Raw genomic sequence first — 17,469 nt, 5'->3', positions numbered from 1 at the left:
GAGCCGCCATGTCCCACCCGAACCGCCCCGCCGCAGTGTCCCGACGCACCGTCGCCAAGGCAGCTGCGGTCACCGGACTGGCCGCCCTGTTCGGCGCCGTGACCGGCACCGCGCGGGCCGCCACCCGTCTGACGGCCCGTACCTTCGACGTGTCGCTCCCGTCCGCCGCGCTGGGCCGCAGCGCGCCCGTACGGCTGATCCTGCCGTCGGGCTTCGACACCCAGCCCGGGCGGACGTACCCGGTGCTGTACCTGCTGCACGGCGCCCACGACGACTACACGTCCTGGACGAGAGAGACCGACATCGAGGCCTTCACCGAGGGCCGGAACCTGATCGTGGCGATGCCGGACGCGGGCCCCACGGGCATTCCCACGGCCTGGCGGGGCGGCCCGGACTACGAGACCTTCCAGCTCTCGGAGGTGCCGGCGCTGCTCGCCCGCGACTACCGGGCCTCCGCGGTGCGGGCCGTCGCCGGCGTCTCCACGGGCGGCTACGGCGCCATGGCCCACGCGGCCCGCCACCCGGGCGCGTTCACGGCCGCGGCCTCCTACAGCGGCATCCTCGACACCACCTTCCCCGGCGTGCCGACGCTGGTCGACGCCATCGTGGCCCGCGAGAACCTGGCGCCCCTGTCCCTGTGGGGCAACCCGGTGCTGGACCTGCTCACCTGGCAGAACTTCAACCCCAGGGCCCGCGCGCAGGGACTGCGCGGCACGCCCCTGTACGTCTCCGGCGGCAGCGGTGTGGTGGGCGGCACCGGCGACTGGCTGCCCGAGGCGCTGGAGAGCGCCCTGTGGCCGTCGGCGCACAGCTTCACCGACTCCCTCGACCGGCTCGGTATCGCCGTGACGAAGCACTTCTACTCCGGCGGCGGACACAGCTGGCAGTACTGGAAGCAGGAGTTCACCGCGTCGTGGCCGATGCTCGCCCGTGCGCTGGGAGTGCCGGAGTGATGTCGGTGCCGTCGGGGCACGGAACGGAGCGCAGGGGAGGACCGTCCAACACGGGACATGCCCCCCGTCCCACGGGCAACAGCCCGCGGGTGAGCCGGTTCCGGGTGAAAGGAGTGACCTCGATGGCCGTCCCCACCCCCCACGAAGGGCCGGCCGGGCGGGCGGCCCCACTGCTCCCGCCCGATCTGGCAGAGCTGCTGCGCTCCCGGCTCGAGGCGGTCGCCGACGAGGTGGAGGAGGAGGTCCGCAGACAGGTCCCCGAGTACGCGGGCCCGGCGGACGGGGCCTACACGAGGAATCTGCGGGCCGGCGTGGTGCAGGCCCTGACCCTGTTCGTCGACCACATCGCCGATCCGCGCGGCCCGGGCGACGCGATCGCGGCGACGTACTACGAACTCGGGCGCGGCGAGGCCCTGGTGGGTCGCGGTCTGGACGCGCTGCAGTCCGCGCTGCGGATCGGCGGGCTGCACGCCTGGCGGCTGATGGGCCGCACCGTGGAAGAGCTCGGGCTGGACTCCCAGGTGGTGGCCGCGCTGGGCGAACTCGCCTTCCGGACCGTGCACGAGGTCGCCGAGGCGGCCGCCGAAGGCTACGCGGACGCGCGGCTGCGCAGCACGGACGAGCTGGAGCGGCGGCGCCGGCGTCTGCTGGAGCTGCTGCTGGGCGAAGGGCCGGTGCCGGTGGAGGCCGTGCACGAACTGGCGCACGGGGCACGGTGGTCGGTGCCGCGGTACGTGGCCGTCGTCGCCCTGGCCGCCGCCGGCGAGCGGCGCGAGGACGACCGGCCGCTCGCGGCCGCGGGAGCACTGGTGGACATGGGGGCGCGGCCGCCGCGGATGCTGGTGCCCGATCCGGACGGCTCGGGCCGCTTCGCCGGACGTGCCTTCGCGCTGGCGCTGCGCGGCCGGCCGGCGGCGATCGGGCCGACGGTGCCGCTCGCCGAGGCCGCGCGGTCGCTGCGCTGGGCGTCGCTGGCGCTGGGGCTGATGGGGCGGGGCATCCTGCCCCGGCAGGGTGTCGTGCGGTGCGACGAGCACCTGTCGACCCTGCTGCTGCACAGCGACGAACCCCTGCTCGTCCAGCTCCGGGCGCGCGCCCTGGCACCGCTGGACCGGGTCTCCGAGGGCCAGCGCGCCCGCCTCGCCGAGACCCTGCTGGCCTGGCTGCTCAGCGGCAGCAACGTCCCCGACGTCGCCACCCGGCTGCACGTCCACCCCCAGACGGTCCGCTACCGGATGCGGCAACTGGAGAAGGTCTTCGGCGACGCTCTGCACGACCCGGATGCCCGCCTGGAGATGATTCTCGCGCTGCGCGCCGAGGAGACACGTCTGCACGCAACAAAATCAGGGGAATTTCTGAATTCCCAGCAATAACACCCCGCGACTGAACGCGAATACGTTCGGGGGGTCCTTTTCCCCAGGCGCGCAACGCGCCCGACCCGCAAAGGATCCCCATGCGTATCCGCTTGTGCCTCGCCGCGCTCTCCCTGGTCGGCGGGGCCGGACTCACCACTCTCTCGGCGCCCACCGCAACGGCCGCCACCTGCTCGGACATCGACGTCGTCGCGGCCCGCGGCACGTTCGAGCCGGGCACACTGGGCGCGATCGTCGGCGACCCGGTGTATTCCGCGCTGCAGCAGAAACTGACCGGCCGTAATCTCTCCAGCTACAAGGTGAACTACCCGGCCGACCTTTCTCTCACGTCGGCCGCGCAGGGAAACGCGGACCTCGTGAACCACGTCAGCGGTCAGGCGGCGGCCTGCCCGAACCAGCGTTTCATTCTCGTCGGCTATTCGCAGGGCGCGAATGTGGTCGACAATTCCATCGGCATCAGCAGCGACGGCGCGGTCGTGGGCAGCCCCATCGTGGCCACGCTTCCCGCCGCAGTGGCACCGAGAGTCGCGGCGGTGCTGCTGTTCGGCAACCCGATCCGGGCCCTGGGCAAGAGCGTCACCGGCCCCTACCAGAGCCGCACCATCGACTTCTGCGCCAAGGGCGACCCGATCTGCGAGAACGGCGGCGGTGACGTCCTGGCCCACCTCGGCTACACCGCCGACGCGGGCGCGGCGGCCGACTTCGCGGCGACCAAGGTCTGACGGCCGGCGCCGGCCACGCCGAGGGCCCGGGAGGGGATCCCCTCCCGGGCCCTCGGCTCGTGCTGTGCGCAGGTCACTCGGGGTTCTCGGCGAAGCGTGCGAGGTTGGTGGAGACGGGCTCGGGCCGCCCGTCGTTCTGCACGGGCGCGGCGGTGAGCACGTCCAGGTGCTGGTAGCCGTCGGCGATCACGGGGTGCAGGTCGGCGGGGAAACGGCCGGCCAGCAGTCCGTCGCCCGCGAGCACGGTGAGCGTCGGATCGGCCGTCAACCCGTCCGGGTGCACGACGAGTCGTCTCACCTGCGGCGAGGTGGCCAGTTCGATGTCGGTGACCAGCTTCGTAGGGAAGTACTGCTCGGTGAAGTCCAGCGGCTGCCGGGCCAGGCTGCGCGCCAACTCCTGGATGTCGGTGACCTCTTCACCGGCGTCGGTGAACGGCGTGCCGTCGGAGGAGCGGTACCCGGGGTCGTCCGGCGCGCCGACACGGTCGTAATCGCGCCATGTGTAGAGCGGGCCGTGCGGCTCGGCCGGGATGGCCTTGTACCGGGTGCCGAACAGCCCGGGCTGCTGTGAACCTCCGTTGGCGGCGGGGAAGTTCTTGTCGGTGACGGGTCCGCCGTCGAAGAAGCCGACGCTGCTCTGCAGGAAGGCCAGGGGTACGGAGTTGTCGTCCAGCAGGGCTCCGAGCACGGCCTGGTTGGTGAGCCGGAAGTCCTTCACCGAGGGCGAGCCGGTGAGGAAGGTGGCGGTGTCCTTGGAGAACAGGAAGCGGTTGGTGGCCTCGATATTGGTGTTGGAAGGCAGGTAGGCCGGCAGGTCGGACTCACCGCCGGGATTCTGCAGGGCGCCCACTCCCGCGATGGCCAGCAGGGTCATGGTCTCGGGGTTGAGCAACACCGGCGCGGACAGCGAGCGCGGGAGGACGCCGCTGTCCAGGCCGGCCTGGACGGCACCGTAACCGAGGCCCACGTCGGGCACGTTGGTGTCGCCGGGGATGGAACCGCTGAGGTCGGCGAGGGAGGTCGAGACGGTGGTGTCGAGGGCGAAGTAGCCGGCGCACTGGTTGTATCCGGCGTCGGCGGTGGTGGCGGGGTCGCCGTCGAAGTCGGCGGTGGCGAAGTAGCCGGTGACGACACCGCCGAGCGAGTGCCCGCCGCACAGCAGTTTCCGCTTGCGCAGGTTCTGGTCGGGCAGCTCGGCGGTGAGCAGGTCGTACTGGTCGCGCACGGTCTGCCGGATGCCGAGTCCCGCCATCCAGCCCAGTTGTCCGTTGTCGGCGAAACCGGCGAAGGTGCGGCCGTTCACCTGCTTGCCGCGGTAGTAGTAGTCGACGGCGGCGTGCTGGTCGCCGGAGTCGACGCCGGTGTGGTCCTCCAGGCAGTTGGAACGCCGGTCCAGCGCCCAGAACTCGATGTGCTCACCCTGCTCGGCGGCGCGGGTCACGGTGTTGCGGGCGACGCTGTCGAAGGCTCCGGCGCCCTCCAGGATGCCCGGCTGGGCGACCAGGACGCGATCGGCGTCGGCCGAGGCCGCCGGCCCGTCGGAGGAGCGGTAGCGCAGGTACGACAGCCAGTCGCAGGCCGCCGGACGCGCACCGAAGGACGCCGGCAGCGGCACCTTCACCCGCACCACGGACTCGACGACCCCGGCCACGGTGCCCACCGGCGTCTCGGTGCGCGCGCCGCCCGCGTGGGCGTCCGGGGCGGCCGCGGTGAGCGCCCCGGTGGTCAGCAGCGCCGCGAGCGCGGCCGTGCGCAGGGCCTTGGGGGTTCTTCCTCTGCTACGACTCGTGTCCATGGCCGGACCGTAGGACCGCGCGGGACCGGAGTCGGGGCGGTGCTCACAAAGTCTCAGCTCCCGACTGCGCGTTTGTCACACCACCGCATGGTGGTTGCGCGGATACGTCGTAGCCGAACTATGTAGCCCCGCCACATGTGCGCCCGACGTGGGGCTTCCTACGGTGTGCCGACACGTACCCGTCCCCATCGCACACGAGGAAGTGGCGCACATGGCCTCCGCAGCAGCATCCGCTCCACCGACCCCCGCCAACCTCAAGCGCATCGTCGCCGCCAGCCTGATCGGCACCACGATCGAGTGGTACGACTTCTTCCTCTACGGTTCCGCCGCCGCGCTCGTCTTCAACAAGCTGTTCTTCCCGGACTCCGACCCGCTGGTCGGCACGCTGCTGTCGTTCCTGACGTACGCCGTCGGATTCGCCGCCCGGCCGCTGGGCGCCCTGGTCTTCGGGCACTACGGGGACCGGATCGGGCGCAAGAAGCTGCTGGTGCTGAGTCTGCTGATGATGGGCGGGGCGACCTTCGCGATCGGTCTGCTGCCCACGCACGCGACCGTCGGCAGCGCCGCTCCCGTGCTGCTGACCACCCTGCGGCTGGTCCAGGGCTTCGCGCTCGGCGGCGAGTGGGGCGGCGCGGTGCTGCTGGTGTCCGAGCACGGCGACGCTCGGCGGCGCGGTTTCTGGGCCTCGTGGCCGCAGACGGGGGCGCCCGCCGGGCAGTTGCTGGCCACCGGTGTGCTGTCCCTGCTGACGGCTCTGCTGTCGGACGCCGCCTTCGGGTCGTGGGGCTGGCGGATTCCGTTCCTGCTGTCCGGGGTCCTGGTGGTCGTGGGTCTGTGGATCCGGCTGTCCGTCGACGAGTCGCCCGTCTTCAAGGAGGCCCTCGCGCATGCCGAGGCCCGCAAGGCGGCCCGGGGCGGCGAGGCGGAGAAGCTGCCGCTGGTGTCCGTGCTGCGGCACCACTGGCGGGACGTGCTGGTCGCGATGGGCGCCCGCATGGCCGAGAACATCAGCTACTACGTCATCACCGCGTTCATCCTCGTCTACGCCACCACCTCGGCCGGCGTGTCCAAGCAGACCGCGCTGAACGCGGTGCTCATCGCCTCTGCCGTGCACTTCGCGGTCATCCCGGCGTGGGGCGCGCTGTCGGACCGGATCGGACGGCGGCCGGTGTACCTGCTGGGCGCGGTCGGCGTCGGGCTGTGGATGTTCCCCTTCTTCTCCCTCGTCGACACCGGCGGTTTCGGCGCCCTGGTCCTCGCCGTCACCGTGGGCCTGATCCTGCACGGTGCCATGTACGCGCCCCAAGCGGCCTTCTTCGCCGAGATGTTCGCGACCCGGATGCGCTACTCCGGTGCCTCCATAGGTGCCCAGTTCGCCTCGGTCGCCGCGGGCGCGCCGGCTCCGCTGATCGCCACCGCCCTGCTGGCCGAGTACGACAGCTCCACCCCGATCGTGCTGTACGTCGTCGCCGCGGCGGCCCTGACGGTCGTTGCCGTGCTCGCGGCCAAGGAGACCCGTCACCGGGACCTGGCAGACGTCGAGCCGTCCGTGGGCGCGGAGGCCACGGCGGTCCCGGCGGCGGACGCGCGCACCGTCTGAGCCGGCGGCATCGGCCCCCGTACGCCCGTGCGTACGGGGGTCAGTGCTGTGCCGGTGCGGACAACCGGTGGAGCCGCAGAGCCAGTTGGATCTCCAGGGCGCGGGCGGGGTCCTGCCAGTCGTCGCCGAGGAGTCTGCCGACGCGCTCCAGACGCTGGGCGACGGTGTTGACGTGGACGTGCAGCGCGTCCTTGGTGCGGGCCGGGCTCATGCCGCAGGTGAAGTAGGCGTCCAGGGTGCGCACCAGGTCGGTGCCGCGGCGTTCGTCGTAGGCGACGACCTGTCCGATGGTGCGGTCGACGAAGCCGGCGATGTCCCGGTCGCCGGCGAGCAGCAGACCGAGGAAGCCGAAGTCCTCGGCGGCGGCGCCGTCGCCGGCGCGGCCCAGCAGGCGCAGGGCCTCCAGGCAGCGGCGGCCCTCGGCGTATCCGGCGGCCACGTGGTCGGGGTGGGCGGCGAGGTCCCGTACGGGGGCTGAGGCGCCGACGGTGACCGGTTCGTGGACGGCGGTGCCCAGGTGGCGGGCGGTGCGGCGGGCCAGGTCGGTCGCGGTGTCGCCGGAGGTGAGGGGCAGCAGCAGGACGGTGCCGCCGTCGCGGGCGGCTGCCAGGCCGTGCCGGGTCGCGGCGAGGTGGGAGGCGGCGGCACCCAGGCGTCTGCGGGCGGCGGCCTCCTGCTCGGCGTCGGCGGCGGGGCCGTCGAGACGGGCGGCGAGGACGACATGGGTGGAGTCGAGGTCGGCGTGCAGCCGGGAGGCGCGCTCGCGCAGCAGGCGCGGATCGCGGTCGCGGGCGTCGAGGAGGTCGTCCAGGAGCTCGCCGCGGACGCGCTGCTCGGCGTCGGCGGCCGAGCGTCTGGCCAGGAGGAGCAGCGAGGTGACCATCGCGGCCCGCTCCAGGGTGAGTTGGTCGACGGGGTCGAGGCCGGGGTGGCCGCGCAGCACGAGAGCGCCGAGCAGTTCGCCGCCGGCGGTGACGGCGGCGATCCAGTCGTCCTCGTGCCGCACGGCGTGGCCCTCCGCCCGGGAGGCCTCCAGTGGTGCCGCGGCCGTGTCGGCGGCCTCGGTGAACTCGACCGTGCCGTCGAGGACCTGGGAGACGGCCGCGGCCACGTCGTGCACCCCGCCGCCGCGCAGCACGAGCTCGGCGAGCCGGTCGTGGACGTCCGAGGCGCGCTCGATGACCGCGCTGCGGTCCCGGATGATCTCGTTGGCCCGCTCCAGGCCGGCGAGGGCCGAGCGGGTCTCGGTGAGGAGGTTGGCGGTGTCGATGGCGGCCGCGGCCAGTGCGGCGAAGGAGCCCAGCAGGGCGATCTGTTCGCGTTCGAAGACGCGGGCGCGCCGGTCGGCCGCGAAGAGCACACCGATCACGTGATGGCCCAGCATCAGGGGCACGCCGAGGATGGCGACCAGGCCTTCGTCGCGGACACCGGCGTCGATCGTGCGGGTGTGCTGGAAGCGGCCGTCCTTGAAGTAGTCGTCGGTGACGTAGGGGCGGGCCGTCTGCGCCACCAGCCCGCCGAGTCCCTCGCCCATGCCGAGCCGCAATTGCTGGAAGCGGGCGGCGACGGAGCCCTCGGTCACCCGCATGTAGGTGTCGCCGCGCTCGGGGTCGTTCAGGCTGAGGTAGGCGACGTCCGTGCCCAGCAGCGAGCGGGCGCGCTGCACGATCGCCTTGAGGACCGCGTCCAGGTCGCGCAGTCCGGCCAGGTCGTGTGCGGTCTCGAAGAGCGCGGACAGCTCGGCCTCGCGGCGGCGCCGCCCCTCCAGCTCCGCGCGCACCCGCAGCGCGAGCAGCTTGGCCCGCTCCAGCGCGCCGATCGTCTCGGCCGGTCGTCCCTCGGCGCGGGCCAGCAGCACCGGCTGCTCGTAGGCGTCGGCCGACGCTCCCCTGGCCAGCAGCTCCAGGAACGGCGTCTCGACGCCGTTGAGCGCTGCGGGTGGCGCTTCGGCGGCGGAGCGCTCGGCGGACTGCACGTGATCGCGGGACATGCTCACAGGATTCCCCATCCCACGGCCGCCCCGTCAGCCCTGTGGACAACTCCTCTTCGCACAGGTGTACGCCGGATCAGTGGGCGGTCCAGCCGCCGTCGAGGACGAGCGAGGTGCCCGTGACGAAGGACGCCTGCGGACCGCACAGGTAGGCCACGGCCTCGGCGACCTCCTCCGGTTCGACGAGACGTTTGACGGCGCTGTCCTGCAGCAGCACCTCGGTCAGGACGCGCTCCACGGGGATGCCGTGCGCCTGGGCCTGGTCGGCCAGCTGCCGCTCGACCAGGGGCGTGCGCACATAACCGGGGTTCACGCAGTTCGAGGTCACCCCGTGGGGGGCGCCTTCCAGGGCTGCGGTCTTGGACAGGCCCTCCAGGCCGTGCTTGGCGGCCACGTAGGCCGACTTGTACGGCGAGGCGCGCAGCCCGTGGACGGAGGACACGTTGACGATGCGGCCCCACCCCTGCCCGTACATGTGCGGCAGGGCGCCGCGGATCAGCCGGAAAGGCGCCTCCAGCATGACCGTGAGCACCGTGCGGAAGACGTCGGGCGGGAACTCCTCGATGGGGCGGACCAACTGCAGGCCCGCGTTGTTGACGAGGACGTCGGTGCCCGCGGCCGCGTCTTCGGCGGCGTCGAGGTCGGTGAGGTCGAGGACGTGCGGTTCGATGCCGCCCGTGAGGCCCGCGGCCTCCTCGGCCAGGGACTCCACTCCTTCGGCGTCCCGGTCGACGGCTCTGACCTTGGCCCCGGCGGCCGCGAGCCGCAGCGCACAGGCGCGGCCGATACCACTGGCGGCGCCGGTGACGAGGGCGGTGCGGCCGCCGAGGTCGAGGGCGAGGGCGTGTGGGGGCGGAAGGGCACCGGTCGGGGTCATGGAAACGACCCTAGGCAGCGCTGTGCCCTCGCCACATGTGGTCAAAGCACATACTTCATTGGGGCGCCGTGGGGTCGAACCATGTGGGTTCGTCGGACAGGGCCTGCTTGATGCGGAAGTGGTGGAACTCGGTCATCTCGGGCAGCTCGTCCAGGGAGAACCAGCCGACCTCCAGCGACTCGTCGTCGTTCACCCGCGCCTCGCCGCCCAGGACGCGGCAGCGGAAGCAGAGGTCCATGAACTGGCAGACGTCGCCGTTGGGGTAGGTGACCGGCCGGCCGGAGCGCACCGAGACCAGCCGCTCGACGGCGACGCGGACGCCGGTCTCCTCCTCCACCTCCCGCACGACGGCGGCGGCGGGCTGCTCCCCGGGGTCCGGGATGCCGGAGATCAGCGCCCACCTGTGGTTGTCGGCGCGCTGTCCGAGCAGCACTCGGCTCTCGTCGTCGAGGACGACGGCGCTGACGCCGGGGAGCCAGAGCAGCTGGTGGCCCGCGGTGGCCCGGATCTCACGGATGAAGTCAGGAGTCGGCATGACACCGACCCTAAGGGGCCGGTGCCAGGGTCCCGGCGGACGCCCTGGGGGCGTGCCCCCGGCGTACCGCTACACGAACCGGCGTACCGCTACACGGCCCCCGCGTACCGCTACGCGTCCCCCGCGCGCCGCCCACGCACCGCCGCGCCGATCGCCCAGCCGAGACCGCCCGCGGCGACCAGCACCAGGGCGATCTCCGGGAGGATGCCCAGCCGGGTGGCGGGCGTCTCGGAGGACCGCAACGGCACCTTCTGCACGAGGTGGGCGTGGACGAACATGCCGGTCTTCTGGGTGATCCTTCCGTCCGGCATGATGACCGCGCTGACGCCGCTGGTGACGGGCACCGTCACGGTGCGGCTGTGCTCGACGGCGCGGACGCGCGACATGGCGAGCTGCTGGTAGGTCATCTCGCTGCGGTCGAAGGTCGCGTTGTTGCTGGGTACGGAGATCAGCTGCGCGCCGTCGGTGATCTCGGAGCGCACCGCCCAGTCGAAGGCGGCCTCGTAGCAGGTGACCAGGCCGACCTTGGCGTGGTCCATGGTGAACACGCCCGGCTTGCTGCCCCGGCTGAAGTCCTGGCGGACCATCGAGGTCCAGTTGCCGTTGATCGCGCCGATCAGGCCGCGCAGCGGCAGATACTCGCCGAAGGGCTGGATCTGCCGCTTGTCGTAGGTGTCGGTCGGGCCCTTCTTCGGGTCCCAGAGGATCTGCTCGTTCCACAGCTTGCCGTCCCGGGCGACGACGCCGCCGACCGAGATGGGCGCGCCGATCGCCTTGGCCGCGTGGTCGATGACGGCGTAGGCGTCGGCGTTGGCGAAGGGATCGACGTCGGAGGAGTTCTCCGGCCACAGTACGAGGTCGGGCCTGGCGATCTTGCCGGCCTTGACCTCGGCGGCCAGGCGCTCGGTCTCGCGCGCGTGGTAGTCGAGCACCGCCCTGCGCTGTGCGTTGAACTCCAGCCCGGAGCGGGGCACGTTGCCCTGGATGAGCGCGACGGTCGTGTAGCCGTTCTCCGCCTTGTCGCTGACCAGCGCGCGGGCGGCCACCGCGCCCGCCACCGGCACGGCCACGCTCAGCAGGGCCACGGCCGCGGCCGACCGCCGGATCTCCCGGGTGCGCCGCGCGTCCAGGGCCAGGCGTACGACCTCGTACAGGCCGAAGCCGCACAGGACGACCGCGAAGCCCAGCACCGGGGTGCCCCCCACCGCGGCGAGCGGCAGGAACACTCCGTCGGCCTGGCCGAAGGCGACCTTGCCCCAGGGGAAGCCGTGGAAGGGCACGCGCGCGCGTGCCGCCTCGCCCGCGATCCACACCGCCGCCGCCCACAGCGGCCAGGCGGGCAGCCTGGACACCGCGGCGACGCCCGCGCCGACCAGCGCGATGAACATCGCCTCGATCGCGGCCAGGGCGATCCACGGCACGGGCCCGACCTCCACGCCGGTCCACACCAGCAGGGGCAGCAGGAAGCCGAGGCCGAAGAGGTAGCCGAGGCCGAGACCTGCCTTCCAGCCGCGGCCGCGCAGCACCCAGCCGAAACCGGCGAAGGCCGGCAGCGCCAGCCACCACAGGGGGCGCGGCGGGAAACTGACGTAGAGCAGCACTCCGCAGAGTGCGGCGGCGAGAGCCGGAACGAGGCGTACGAGGCGCGCCGCGCGCGTGGAGGGCGCGGTCCGCGGCTGCAACTGGTCCGACTCGTCCACGGAAGTTGCGGTGACGGTCACTCGGGGAGTGTACGGCGGGTGACCTTGGCCGGGACAGCGCGGTCCGCATGGCAGCACACGGGCTCGCGGGAACCGGGCGCCCCACCGTTCCTGCGCATCTCGGTCCAACTCATCCACAAAACGCCCATCAGCGGTTACGGTGTGCCCAGCCACAGTCGCCCGGCCGGTCACGGCCTCGACGGGCGGGTCGTGCGAGGTCGGGGGGCTTCGGTCGGGTGTGGGGGGCGGGGTGGGTTCCACGGGGATGACGTCCGTCGCCGGTCCTGGAGAGGACGGCGACAGACGAAACGTTTCGGACGCGGCGGGCGTGATGGCGCTGGGCGGCTGTGCCACCTGGTCGCTGATCACGGCGACCGCGCACGACGGCCGCCCGGAGGGTGTGCTGCTGGCGGTGCTGGCCGTGGCGGCCGGCTACGCCGCGGGCCGGATCTGCGGCGCGTTGCTGCCGGTCGCGGCGATGTGCGCGGGCGCGCTCGCCGGGCTGGTGCTGATGCTGGTGGTGCCACGCCTCGCGGCCGGCCCGCAGATCGACGCGCCGCTCGGACACGCCGGCGGTACGGCCGCACTGCTCACCCTCTGCACCGGTGCCGCCTGCTGTGCCGCGTGGGAGGCCGGGTCACCGGCCCTGCGATTCGCGCTGGGCGCGCTGGCGGCCGGAATCACGGTGGCCGCGCCCGTGCTGGGCTCGGTGAGCGGGTTCGTCGGCTGCACGGCCGTACTGCTGTGCTCGCTCGCCGCGGGCCGGATGCGCGGTCGCGCCCTGGGGATGGCCGGACTGGCGCTCGGTGCCGCCGCGGTGGGCCTGCTCACCTGGGCGGTCGCCGCCGGCTCGCTGCCCGGTGGACTGACCGCGTCGCTGCAGGGCGAGCTGACGCCGCACCGCCTGCGGCTGTGGCACGACGCCCTGCGCCTGTCCCGCGACAACGCGGCCCTCGGAGTGGGGCCGGGCCGCTTCGGCGAGGTGAGCACCACGGCGACCCGCACCCTGTTCCCCGACGGCAAGCCGCACTCGGCGCTGTTGCAGCAGGCGGCGGAGCAGGGAGTCGTCGGGCTACTGCTGCTGGCGGCCGTGTTCGGGTGGCTGCTGTACACGCTGTGGCGCTCACCGCGCCCCACCCCGGTCGTGCTCACGGCGGGCGCGGCGCTCACGCTGCTCGCGGCGATCGCCTCGGTCGGCAACGCGCTGAGCTTCACCGCCGTCTCGGTCGGAGCGGGCCTCCTGGCGGGCCTGGCCACCGCCCGCCCCCTCACCGACGACTCCCCGAGCCACGAGACACGGGCCCGCCGCCGGGACGACCGGCTGACGCCGTGAGGCTTCGGCCGGTACGCCGTGCCGCGGGACGACGGAGTGACGCCGCGAGGAGCCTGCGGTGGATCGATCGGCGGCGCCGTGGGGGTTTCGGGCCGCGGATCTAGAGCCCACCGGAGCCGACGACGACCGACCGACTGCCTACGCCGCAAGGCCCAGGTCAGAAGGTCGTGCCGTGGAACGACCGGGCGGCGTGGGCATTCCGGGCCGCGGATCTAGAGCCCACCGGAGCCGACGACGACCGACCGACTGCCTACGCCGCGAGGCCCAGGTCAGAAGGTCGTGCCGTGGAACGACCGGGCGGCGCCGTGGGCATTCCGGGCCGCGGGTCCAGCGCCCGCCCGGCTTGCAGCGGCCACGCCGAAAGGGCCGTGCGTCAGGACCTGCGAGGATCGACCGGCTTACGCCGCGCCCCGTCGCTCAGTGCGCCCCGCCCGGCGTGCCCGGCCGCAGCCGGTCCCTGATGACCCGTACGGCGGCCTCGGCGTTGTCCACGGTGATCGTGAAGGTGTGGCCGTCCCACAGTTGCAGGACGACGCCCTCGCCCCGGCGTACGACGACCGCGGTGCCCTTCTCGGGGCGCCAGCGGTAGCCCCAGCCGCCCCACTGGCGCGGGGTGACGTGCGGGGCGAACTCGGCGCCGGCCACGGTGTCGAGGGGGATGCGGCGGCGCGGCACACCGATGTGGCCGCAGCGCACTTCGAGGGACTCCTTGTCGAGCTTCAGGTCCACGTGGACGAAGGCGAGCGTGCCGAAGAGCACCAGCAGCCCGGCCGCGATGCAGCCGACGACGGACATGACCAGCGGGGCGATGCCGGAGGTCCAGGCGGAGTCGACGGCCAGCTCGACGCCGAGCGCCATGAAGGCCGCGCCGCCGAGCGCCAGCAGCCACTGGGCGCGGTTGGTGGCACGCCCGGTCCAGACGTCGGGGTGCGGAAGGCTCTCGTCGTGGGGGTGGTCCCTCATACCGATGAGGTTACCTAGGTTTCGCAGCGGTGGTACCGGGTCGCGGACAGTGACTGCGCCGACCGGGCACCCGCCGGTCACCGGGCGGTGCTGACCGCCTGGAGGAAACGTCCCTCCTCGTACGTCAGCGCCGTCGCGGGCAGCTCGGCCCGGCGTCCGCTGAGCAGCACCGTCAGCGTGCCGTCGGCGTCGGCCTCGGGGGCGGGCTGCGCGCCGATCCGGCGCAGCGCCTGGGCGACCACCGCGCCGGCGGTGCCGTGCAGGATGAGCGGCGGCTCGCCCGGCCGCTGGACGGCGGCGCGGATGCGCTCGGCGACCAGCTCGTAGTTGGTGCAGCCCAGGACGAGGGTGGTGACGTCCCGCGGGGTACGCGCGGCAGCCGCGGCGACGGCGGCCTCGATCGCCGCGTCGTCGGCGTGGTGCACGGCGTCCGCCAGCCCGGGGCAGGGCACCTCGGCGACGTCCACGCCGGCAGCGAACTCCTGGATGAGACCCCGCTGGTAGGGGCTGCCGGTGGTGGCGGGCGTCGCCCAGATCGCGACGGGGCCGCCGCCGGCCGCGGCGGGCTTGATCGCGGGCACGGTGCCGATGATCGGCAGCTTCGGCTCGAAACGGGCGCGCAGCGCGGGCAGCGAGTGCACGGACGCGGTGTTGCAGGCGACGATCAGCACGTCCGGGTCGTGCTCCGCGGCCGCTCCGGCGACGGCCAGGGCCCGCTCGGTGATGTCCTCCGGCGTGCGCGGTCCCCAGGGCATGCCGTCGGGGTCCCAGGACAGGACGAGGTCGGCGTCGGGCCTCAGACGGCGCGCCACGGCGGCGGCGGGAAGCAGACCGATTCCGGAGTCCATGAGCGCGATCTTCACCCGGCCACGATAGACGATGAGCCGTTCGGGGCCGGTCCGGTGGGGCAGACTGCGCGGGTGAGCGCCATCGTGTGGACCGCCGCCGTATCCCTCGCCGCCTGGCTGTGGCTGCTGCTGTGTCAGGGGTTCTTCTGGCGCACGGACGTCAGGCTGCCGCGCCGCGAGGATCCCGGCGAGTGGCCCCCGGTGTGCGTCGTCGTCCCGGCTCGCGACGAGGCCGCCGTCCTGCCCGCCGCCCTGCCTTCGCTGCTCGCCCAGGACTACCCAGGGCGTGCGGAGGTCTTCCTGATCGACGACGGCAGCTCGGACGGCACCGGCGAACTGGCCCGCGAAATGGCCGCGTCCCACGGCGGGCTGCCCCTGACCGTCGACTCCCCCGGCGAGCCGCCGGCCGGCTGGACGGGCAAGCTGTGGGCCGTGCGGCACGGCATCGCCCTGGCACGCGCGCGTGGGCCGGAGTACCTGCTGCTGACGGACGCCGACATCGCGCACGAGCCGGACAGTCTGCGCGAGCTGGTCGCGGCGGCGCGCACCGGCGGCTTCGACGTCGTGTCGCAGATGGCCCGGCTGCGGGTGGAGAGCGCGTGGGAGCGGCTCGTGGTCCCCGCGTTCGTCTATTTCTTCGCGCAGCTGTACCCCTTCCGCCGGATCGGCGGGCGGCGGACGCGGACGGCCGCCGCGGCGGGCGGCTGCGTCCTGCTGCGTGCGGACACCGCCGAGCGGGCGCGGATCCCGGACGCCATCCGGGATGCCGTGATCGACGACGTGGCGCTGGCGCGGACCGTGAAGGGCGGCGGCGGGCACATCTGGCTGGGGCTGGCCGAGAAGGTGGACAGCGTCCGGCCCTATCCGCGGCTGCACGACCTGTGGCGGATGGTGTCGCGCAGCGCGTACGCGCAGCTGCGGCACAATCCCCTGCTGCTGCTCGGGACGGTCGCCGGGCTGCTGCTGGTCTATGTGGTGCCGCCGGTGGCTCTGGTCGCGGGGCTGACGGTGGGGGACCTGACGGCGGCCGTCCTCGGCGGGCTCGCCTGGCTGGTGATGGCGGGCACGTACGTGCCGATGCTCCGTTACTACCGCCAGCCGCTGTGGCTCGCCCCGCTGCTGCCGTTCACCGCGTGCCTGTACCTCCTGATGACGGTGGACTCGGCGGTGCAGCACTACCGCGGGCGGGGCGCGGCCTGGAAGGGCCGCACCTACGCGCGCCCCGACACTGTCGCGGACGAGCGGCCTCTCCGATGGCCCTGAGGACGGTCACTTGCGGCCGGGGGTCCAGTTCATGCCCCAGCCGTAGGCGTAGTCGACGGTGCGCTGGGGGCTCACCCCGCGCTCGGGCACCAGATAACGGGCCTCGCGCTGGACGATCAGATCACCGCCGGTGTTGGTGATCAGGGCGAGCGCGCACACGGTGGAGGGGACCGTGCACTCGTCGAGCGAGAAGTCGATCGCCGCGCCGAACTGCGGCTGGAGGGTGACCGTGGCGTGCAGGTCGGCGAAGGAACGCGCGCCCTCGTAGATGGTCACGAAGACGAGGATCCGCCGGAAGCTCGCCTTGTGGTCGAGGTTGACGGTGAGGTTCTCGCCGCTCGCCAGGGCACCGGTGCGGTCGTCGCCGTCGAGGTGGATGTACGGCGGACGGTTCAGGGAGCCGAAGGCGTTGCCGAGGGCCTGTACGACTCCCTTGCTGCCGTCGGTGAGTTCGTACAGGGCGCACAGGTCGAGATCGAGGTCGGCGTGCATCGCCACCGCGCGGCCGCGCTTGCTGCCCCATCCCGAGAACTGTTTGCGCACCTGCCAGTTGAGGTTCACGCGCATGGCGCCGGAGGTGCCGCCCTGTTTGGTGAGGGAGACCGCCGGGGCCGCCTTGGTCAGCGTGACCTTGCTCAGGCGGACCGGTGCGGTGGGAGGCGCGGGGGGCTGGACGGGGGCCGGGGGCCCGGCCGGGGGCGGCATCGTCACGGGCGGCGCGACGGGCGGCGGAACGGTCGCCGGCCGGGCGACGGGGGGCGCCGTCGGAGCGGCGGCGGTCGGGTTGTGCTGGGGTTCGTCCACGGTGATACCGAAGTCCGTGGCGAGGCCCTCCAGTCCGCTGCTGTACCCCTGGCCGACCGCACGGAATTTCCACGCGCCCTGCCGACGGTAGAACTCCCCCAGGACGAAAGCGGTTTCTACACTCGCGCCCGTGCTGTCGAATCGAGCGACCACCGCATTGGAGGCGGCATCGCGGACTTCGATATAGAGATCCGGGACCTGTCCGAACGTACCGCCGTCGGCGGACGCGGCTAGGACGACGGTCTCGATCGACGCCTCCACGCGCGTGAGGTCGACGAGGAGGGTGTCGGTGATCCTGCCTCCGCCGTCCCTCTTGCCCTCGTGCCGCACCGCCCCGGAGGCGTGCGTGGGCTGGTTGTAGAAGACGAAGTCGCTGTCGGAGCGGACCTTGCGGCCCACCAGCAGCAGCGCCGAGGCATCCGCGTCGGGGACCCCGGGGCCGGAGCGCCAGCCCAATTCCACGCGCAGCGCCGTCGTAGGCACCGGAGTATTCGATCCTTTGGGCATTGACATGTCCGCCCCCTCGCGTGTCACAGCGCCGCTCCGCGCCCGGAAGCCGCCTTCGGGTTCTCCGTCTGCGCACAACCTATTCCTCAGGGCGACGAACTCCCATGCGAGGCGCGACGAGACCCTCGAGCGACCCGCCGGTAACCCGCCCGGAACTCGGCCTTTACCGGATCACGGCCCCGCGCGGCGCCCCTTTTTGGCACGTT

General features: G+C 73.0%; 14 protein-coding genes. 6 read left to right on the top strand and 8 right to left on the bottom strand.

What is annotated here, in order from left to right:
• The first annotated feature begins 8 nt into the window (after positions 1-8).
• The 3 genes from ACIGDI_RS07310 (at position 9) to ACIGDI_RS07300 (ending at position 3,048) form a co-directional block, all read left to right on the top strand.
• Complete coding sequence (locus tag ACIGDI_RS07310) at positions 9-953, top strand: alpha/beta hydrolase (protein WP_399891803.1); 945 nt, start codon at positions 9-11, stop codon at positions 951-953.
• Between the two features lie 122 nt (positions 954-1,075).
• Positions 1,076-2,326: a PucR family transcriptional regulator gene (locus ACIGDI_RS07305; protein WP_399891799.1), complete on the top strand. Its 1,251-nt coding sequence runs from the start codon at positions 1,076-1,078 to the stop codon at positions 2,324-2,326.
• Between the two features lie 80 nt (positions 2,327-2,406).
• Positions 2,407-3,048, top strand: coding sequence for a cutinase family protein (locus ACIGDI_RS07300; RefSeq protein WP_272175000.1), 642 nt, complete (start codon positions 2,407-2,409; stop codon positions 3,046-3,048).
• A gap of 73 nt (positions 3,049-3,121) precedes the next feature.
• On the opposite strand, the gene ACIGDI_RS07295 is transcribed toward ACIGDI_RS07300, so the two are convergent.
• The gene (locus tag ACIGDI_RS07295; protein ID WP_399891795.1) at positions 3,122-4,843 is read right to left on the bottom strand and encodes a hypothetical protein; all 1,722 of its coding nucleotides are present in this window, start codon (positions 4,841-4,843) and stop codon (positions 3,122-3,124) included.
• 211 nt (positions 4,844-5,054) lie between these two features.
• Here ACIGDI_RS07295 and ACIGDI_RS07290 point away from each other — a divergent pair, with 211 nt between their 5' ends.
• Entirely contained in the window at positions 5,055-6,443 is a 1,389-nt protein-coding gene (locus ACIGDI_RS07290; RefSeq protein ID WP_351564180.1) for an MFS transporter, read from the top strand.
• Between the two features lie 40 nt (positions 6,444-6,483).
• On the opposite strand, the gene ACIGDI_RS07285 is transcribed toward ACIGDI_RS07290, so the two are convergent.
• From ACIGDI_RS07285 to lnt, 4 genes are all read right to left on the bottom strand, one after another.
• Positions 6,484-8,433: a helix-turn-helix domain-containing protein gene (locus tag ACIGDI_RS07285; RefSeq protein ID WP_399891790.1), complete on the bottom strand. Its 1,950-nt coding sequence runs from the start codon at positions 8,431-8,433 to the stop codon at positions 6,484-6,486.
• Between the two features lie 76 nt (positions 8,434-8,509).
• Positions 8,510-9,310 carry a 3-hydroxybutyrate dehydrogenase gene (locus tag ACIGDI_RS07280; RefSeq protein WP_399891787.1) on the bottom strand — a complete coding sequence of 267 codons (801 nt, stop codon included), beginning with the start codon at positions 9,308-9,310 and terminating at the stop codon, positions 8,510-8,512.
• A gap of 55 nt (positions 9,311-9,365) precedes the next feature.
• Positions 9,366-9,845, bottom strand: coding sequence for an NUDIX hydrolase (locus tag ACIGDI_RS07275; RefSeq protein ID WP_399891784.1), 480 nt, complete (start codon positions 9,843-9,845; stop codon positions 9,366-9,368).
• A gap of 110 nt (positions 9,846-9,955) precedes the next feature.
• Positions 9,956-11,566, bottom strand: a complete 1,611-nt coding sequence (gene lnt / locus ACIGDI_RS07270; RefSeq protein WP_399891780.1) for an apolipoprotein N-acyltransferase — start codon at positions 11,564-11,566, stop codon at positions 9,956-9,958.
• Positions 11,567-11,810: 244 nt separating this feature from the next.
• Here lnt and ACIGDI_RS07265 point away from each other — a divergent pair, with 244 nt between their 5' ends.
• Positions 11,811-12,878 (top strand): O-antigen ligase family protein, encoded by a 1,068-nt coding sequence (locus ACIGDI_RS07265; protein ID WP_399891777.1) that lies wholly within the window; start codon positions 11,811-11,813, stop codon positions 12,876-12,878.
• A 417-nt stretch (positions 12,879-13,295) separates the two neighbouring features.
• On the opposite strand, the gene ACIGDI_RS07260 is transcribed toward ACIGDI_RS07265, so the two are convergent.
• Positions 13,296-13,841 (bottom strand): hypothetical protein, encoded by a 546-nt coding sequence (locus ACIGDI_RS07260; protein ID WP_399891774.1) that lies wholly within the window; start codon positions 13,839-13,841, stop codon positions 13,296-13,298.
• A gap of 77 nt (positions 13,842-13,918) precedes the next feature.
• Positions 13,919-14,704 carry a glutamate racemase gene (locus tag ACIGDI_RS07255; protein WP_399891771.1) on the bottom strand — a complete coding sequence of 262 codons (786 nt, stop codon included), beginning with the start codon at positions 14,702-14,704 and terminating at the stop codon, positions 13,919-13,921.
• Between the two features lie 39 nt (positions 14,705-14,743).
• On the opposite strand from ACIGDI_RS07255, the gene ACIGDI_RS07250 reads away from it, so the two are divergent.
• On the top strand, positions 14,744-15,952 hold the full coding sequence (locus ACIGDI_RS07250) for a glycosyltransferase (protein ID WP_399891768.1): 1,209 nt from the start codon (positions 14,744-14,746) through the stop codon (positions 15,950-15,952).
• Between the two features lie 6 nt (positions 15,953-15,958).
• Here ACIGDI_RS07250 and ACIGDI_RS07245 read toward each other — a convergent pair whose 3' ends face one another.
• Positions 15,959-17,263 carry a TerD family protein gene (locus ACIGDI_RS07245; RefSeq protein WP_399892976.1) on the bottom strand — a complete coding sequence of 435 codons (1,305 nt, stop codon included), beginning with the start codon at positions 17,261-17,263 and terminating at the stop codon, positions 15,959-15,961.
• Positions 17,264-17,469: the final 206 nt, after the last annotated feature.

It is taken from the genome of Streptomyces sp. NPDC085900, assembly GCF_044540925.1.
In the GTDB taxonomy this organism is placed as follows: domain Bacteria; phylum Actinomycetota; class Actinomycetes; order Streptomycetales; family Streptomycetaceae; genus Streptomyces; species Streptomyces gilvifuscus.
Note: the sequence above shows the minus strand (reverse complement) of the source record. Positions and strands in the feature narration are given on the sequence as shown.

What these genes read in the sequence shown, in the direction of transcription:
- ACIGDI_RS07310 (WP_399891803.1), top strand. Translation starts at nt 9, where the DNA reads ATGTCCCACCCGAACCGCCCCGCCGCAGTGTCCCGACGCACCGTCGCC.
- ACIGDI_RS07305 (WP_399891799.1), top strand. Translation starts at nt 1,076, where the DNA reads ATGGCCGTCCCCACCCCCCACGAAGGGCCGGCCGGGCGGGCGGCCCCA.
- ACIGDI_RS07300 (WP_272175000.1), top strand. Translation starts at nt 2,407, where the DNA reads ATGCGTATCCGCTTGTGCCTCGCCGCGCTCTCCCTGGTCGGCGGGGCC.
- ACIGDI_RS07295 (WP_399891795.1), bottom strand. Translation starts at nt 4,843, where the DNA reads ATGGACACGAGTCGTAGCAGAGGAAGAACCCCCAAGGCCCTGCGCACG.
- ACIGDI_RS07290 (WP_351564180.1), top strand. Translation starts at nt 5,055, where the DNA reads ATGGCCTCCGCAGCAGCATCCGCTCCACCGACCCCCGCCAACCTCAAG.
- ACIGDI_RS07285 (WP_399891790.1), bottom strand. Translation starts at nt 8,433, where the DNA reads ATGTCCCGCGATCACGTGCAGTCCGCCGAGCGCTCCGCCGCCGAAGCG.
- ACIGDI_RS07280 (WP_399891787.1), bottom strand. Translation starts at nt 9,310, where the DNA reads ATGACCCCGACCGGTGCCCTTCCGCCCCCACACGCCCTCGCCCTCGAC.
- ACIGDI_RS07275 (WP_399891784.1), bottom strand. Translation starts at nt 9,845, where the DNA reads ATGCCGACTCCTGACTTCATCCGTGAGATCCGGGCCACCGCGGGCCAC.
- ACIGDI_RS07265 (WP_399891777.1), top strand. Translation starts at nt 11,811, where the DNA reads ATGACGTCCGTCGCCGGTCCTGGAGAGGACGGCGACAGACGAAACGTT.
- ACIGDI_RS07260 (WP_399891774.1), bottom strand. Translation starts at nt 13,841, where the DNA reads ATGAGGGACCACCCCCACGACGAGAGCCTTCCGCACCCCGACGTCTGG.
- ACIGDI_RS07245 (WP_399892976.1), bottom strand. Translation starts at nt 17,263, where the DNA reads ATGCCCAAAGGATCGAATACTCCGGTGCCTACGACGGCGCTGCGCGTG.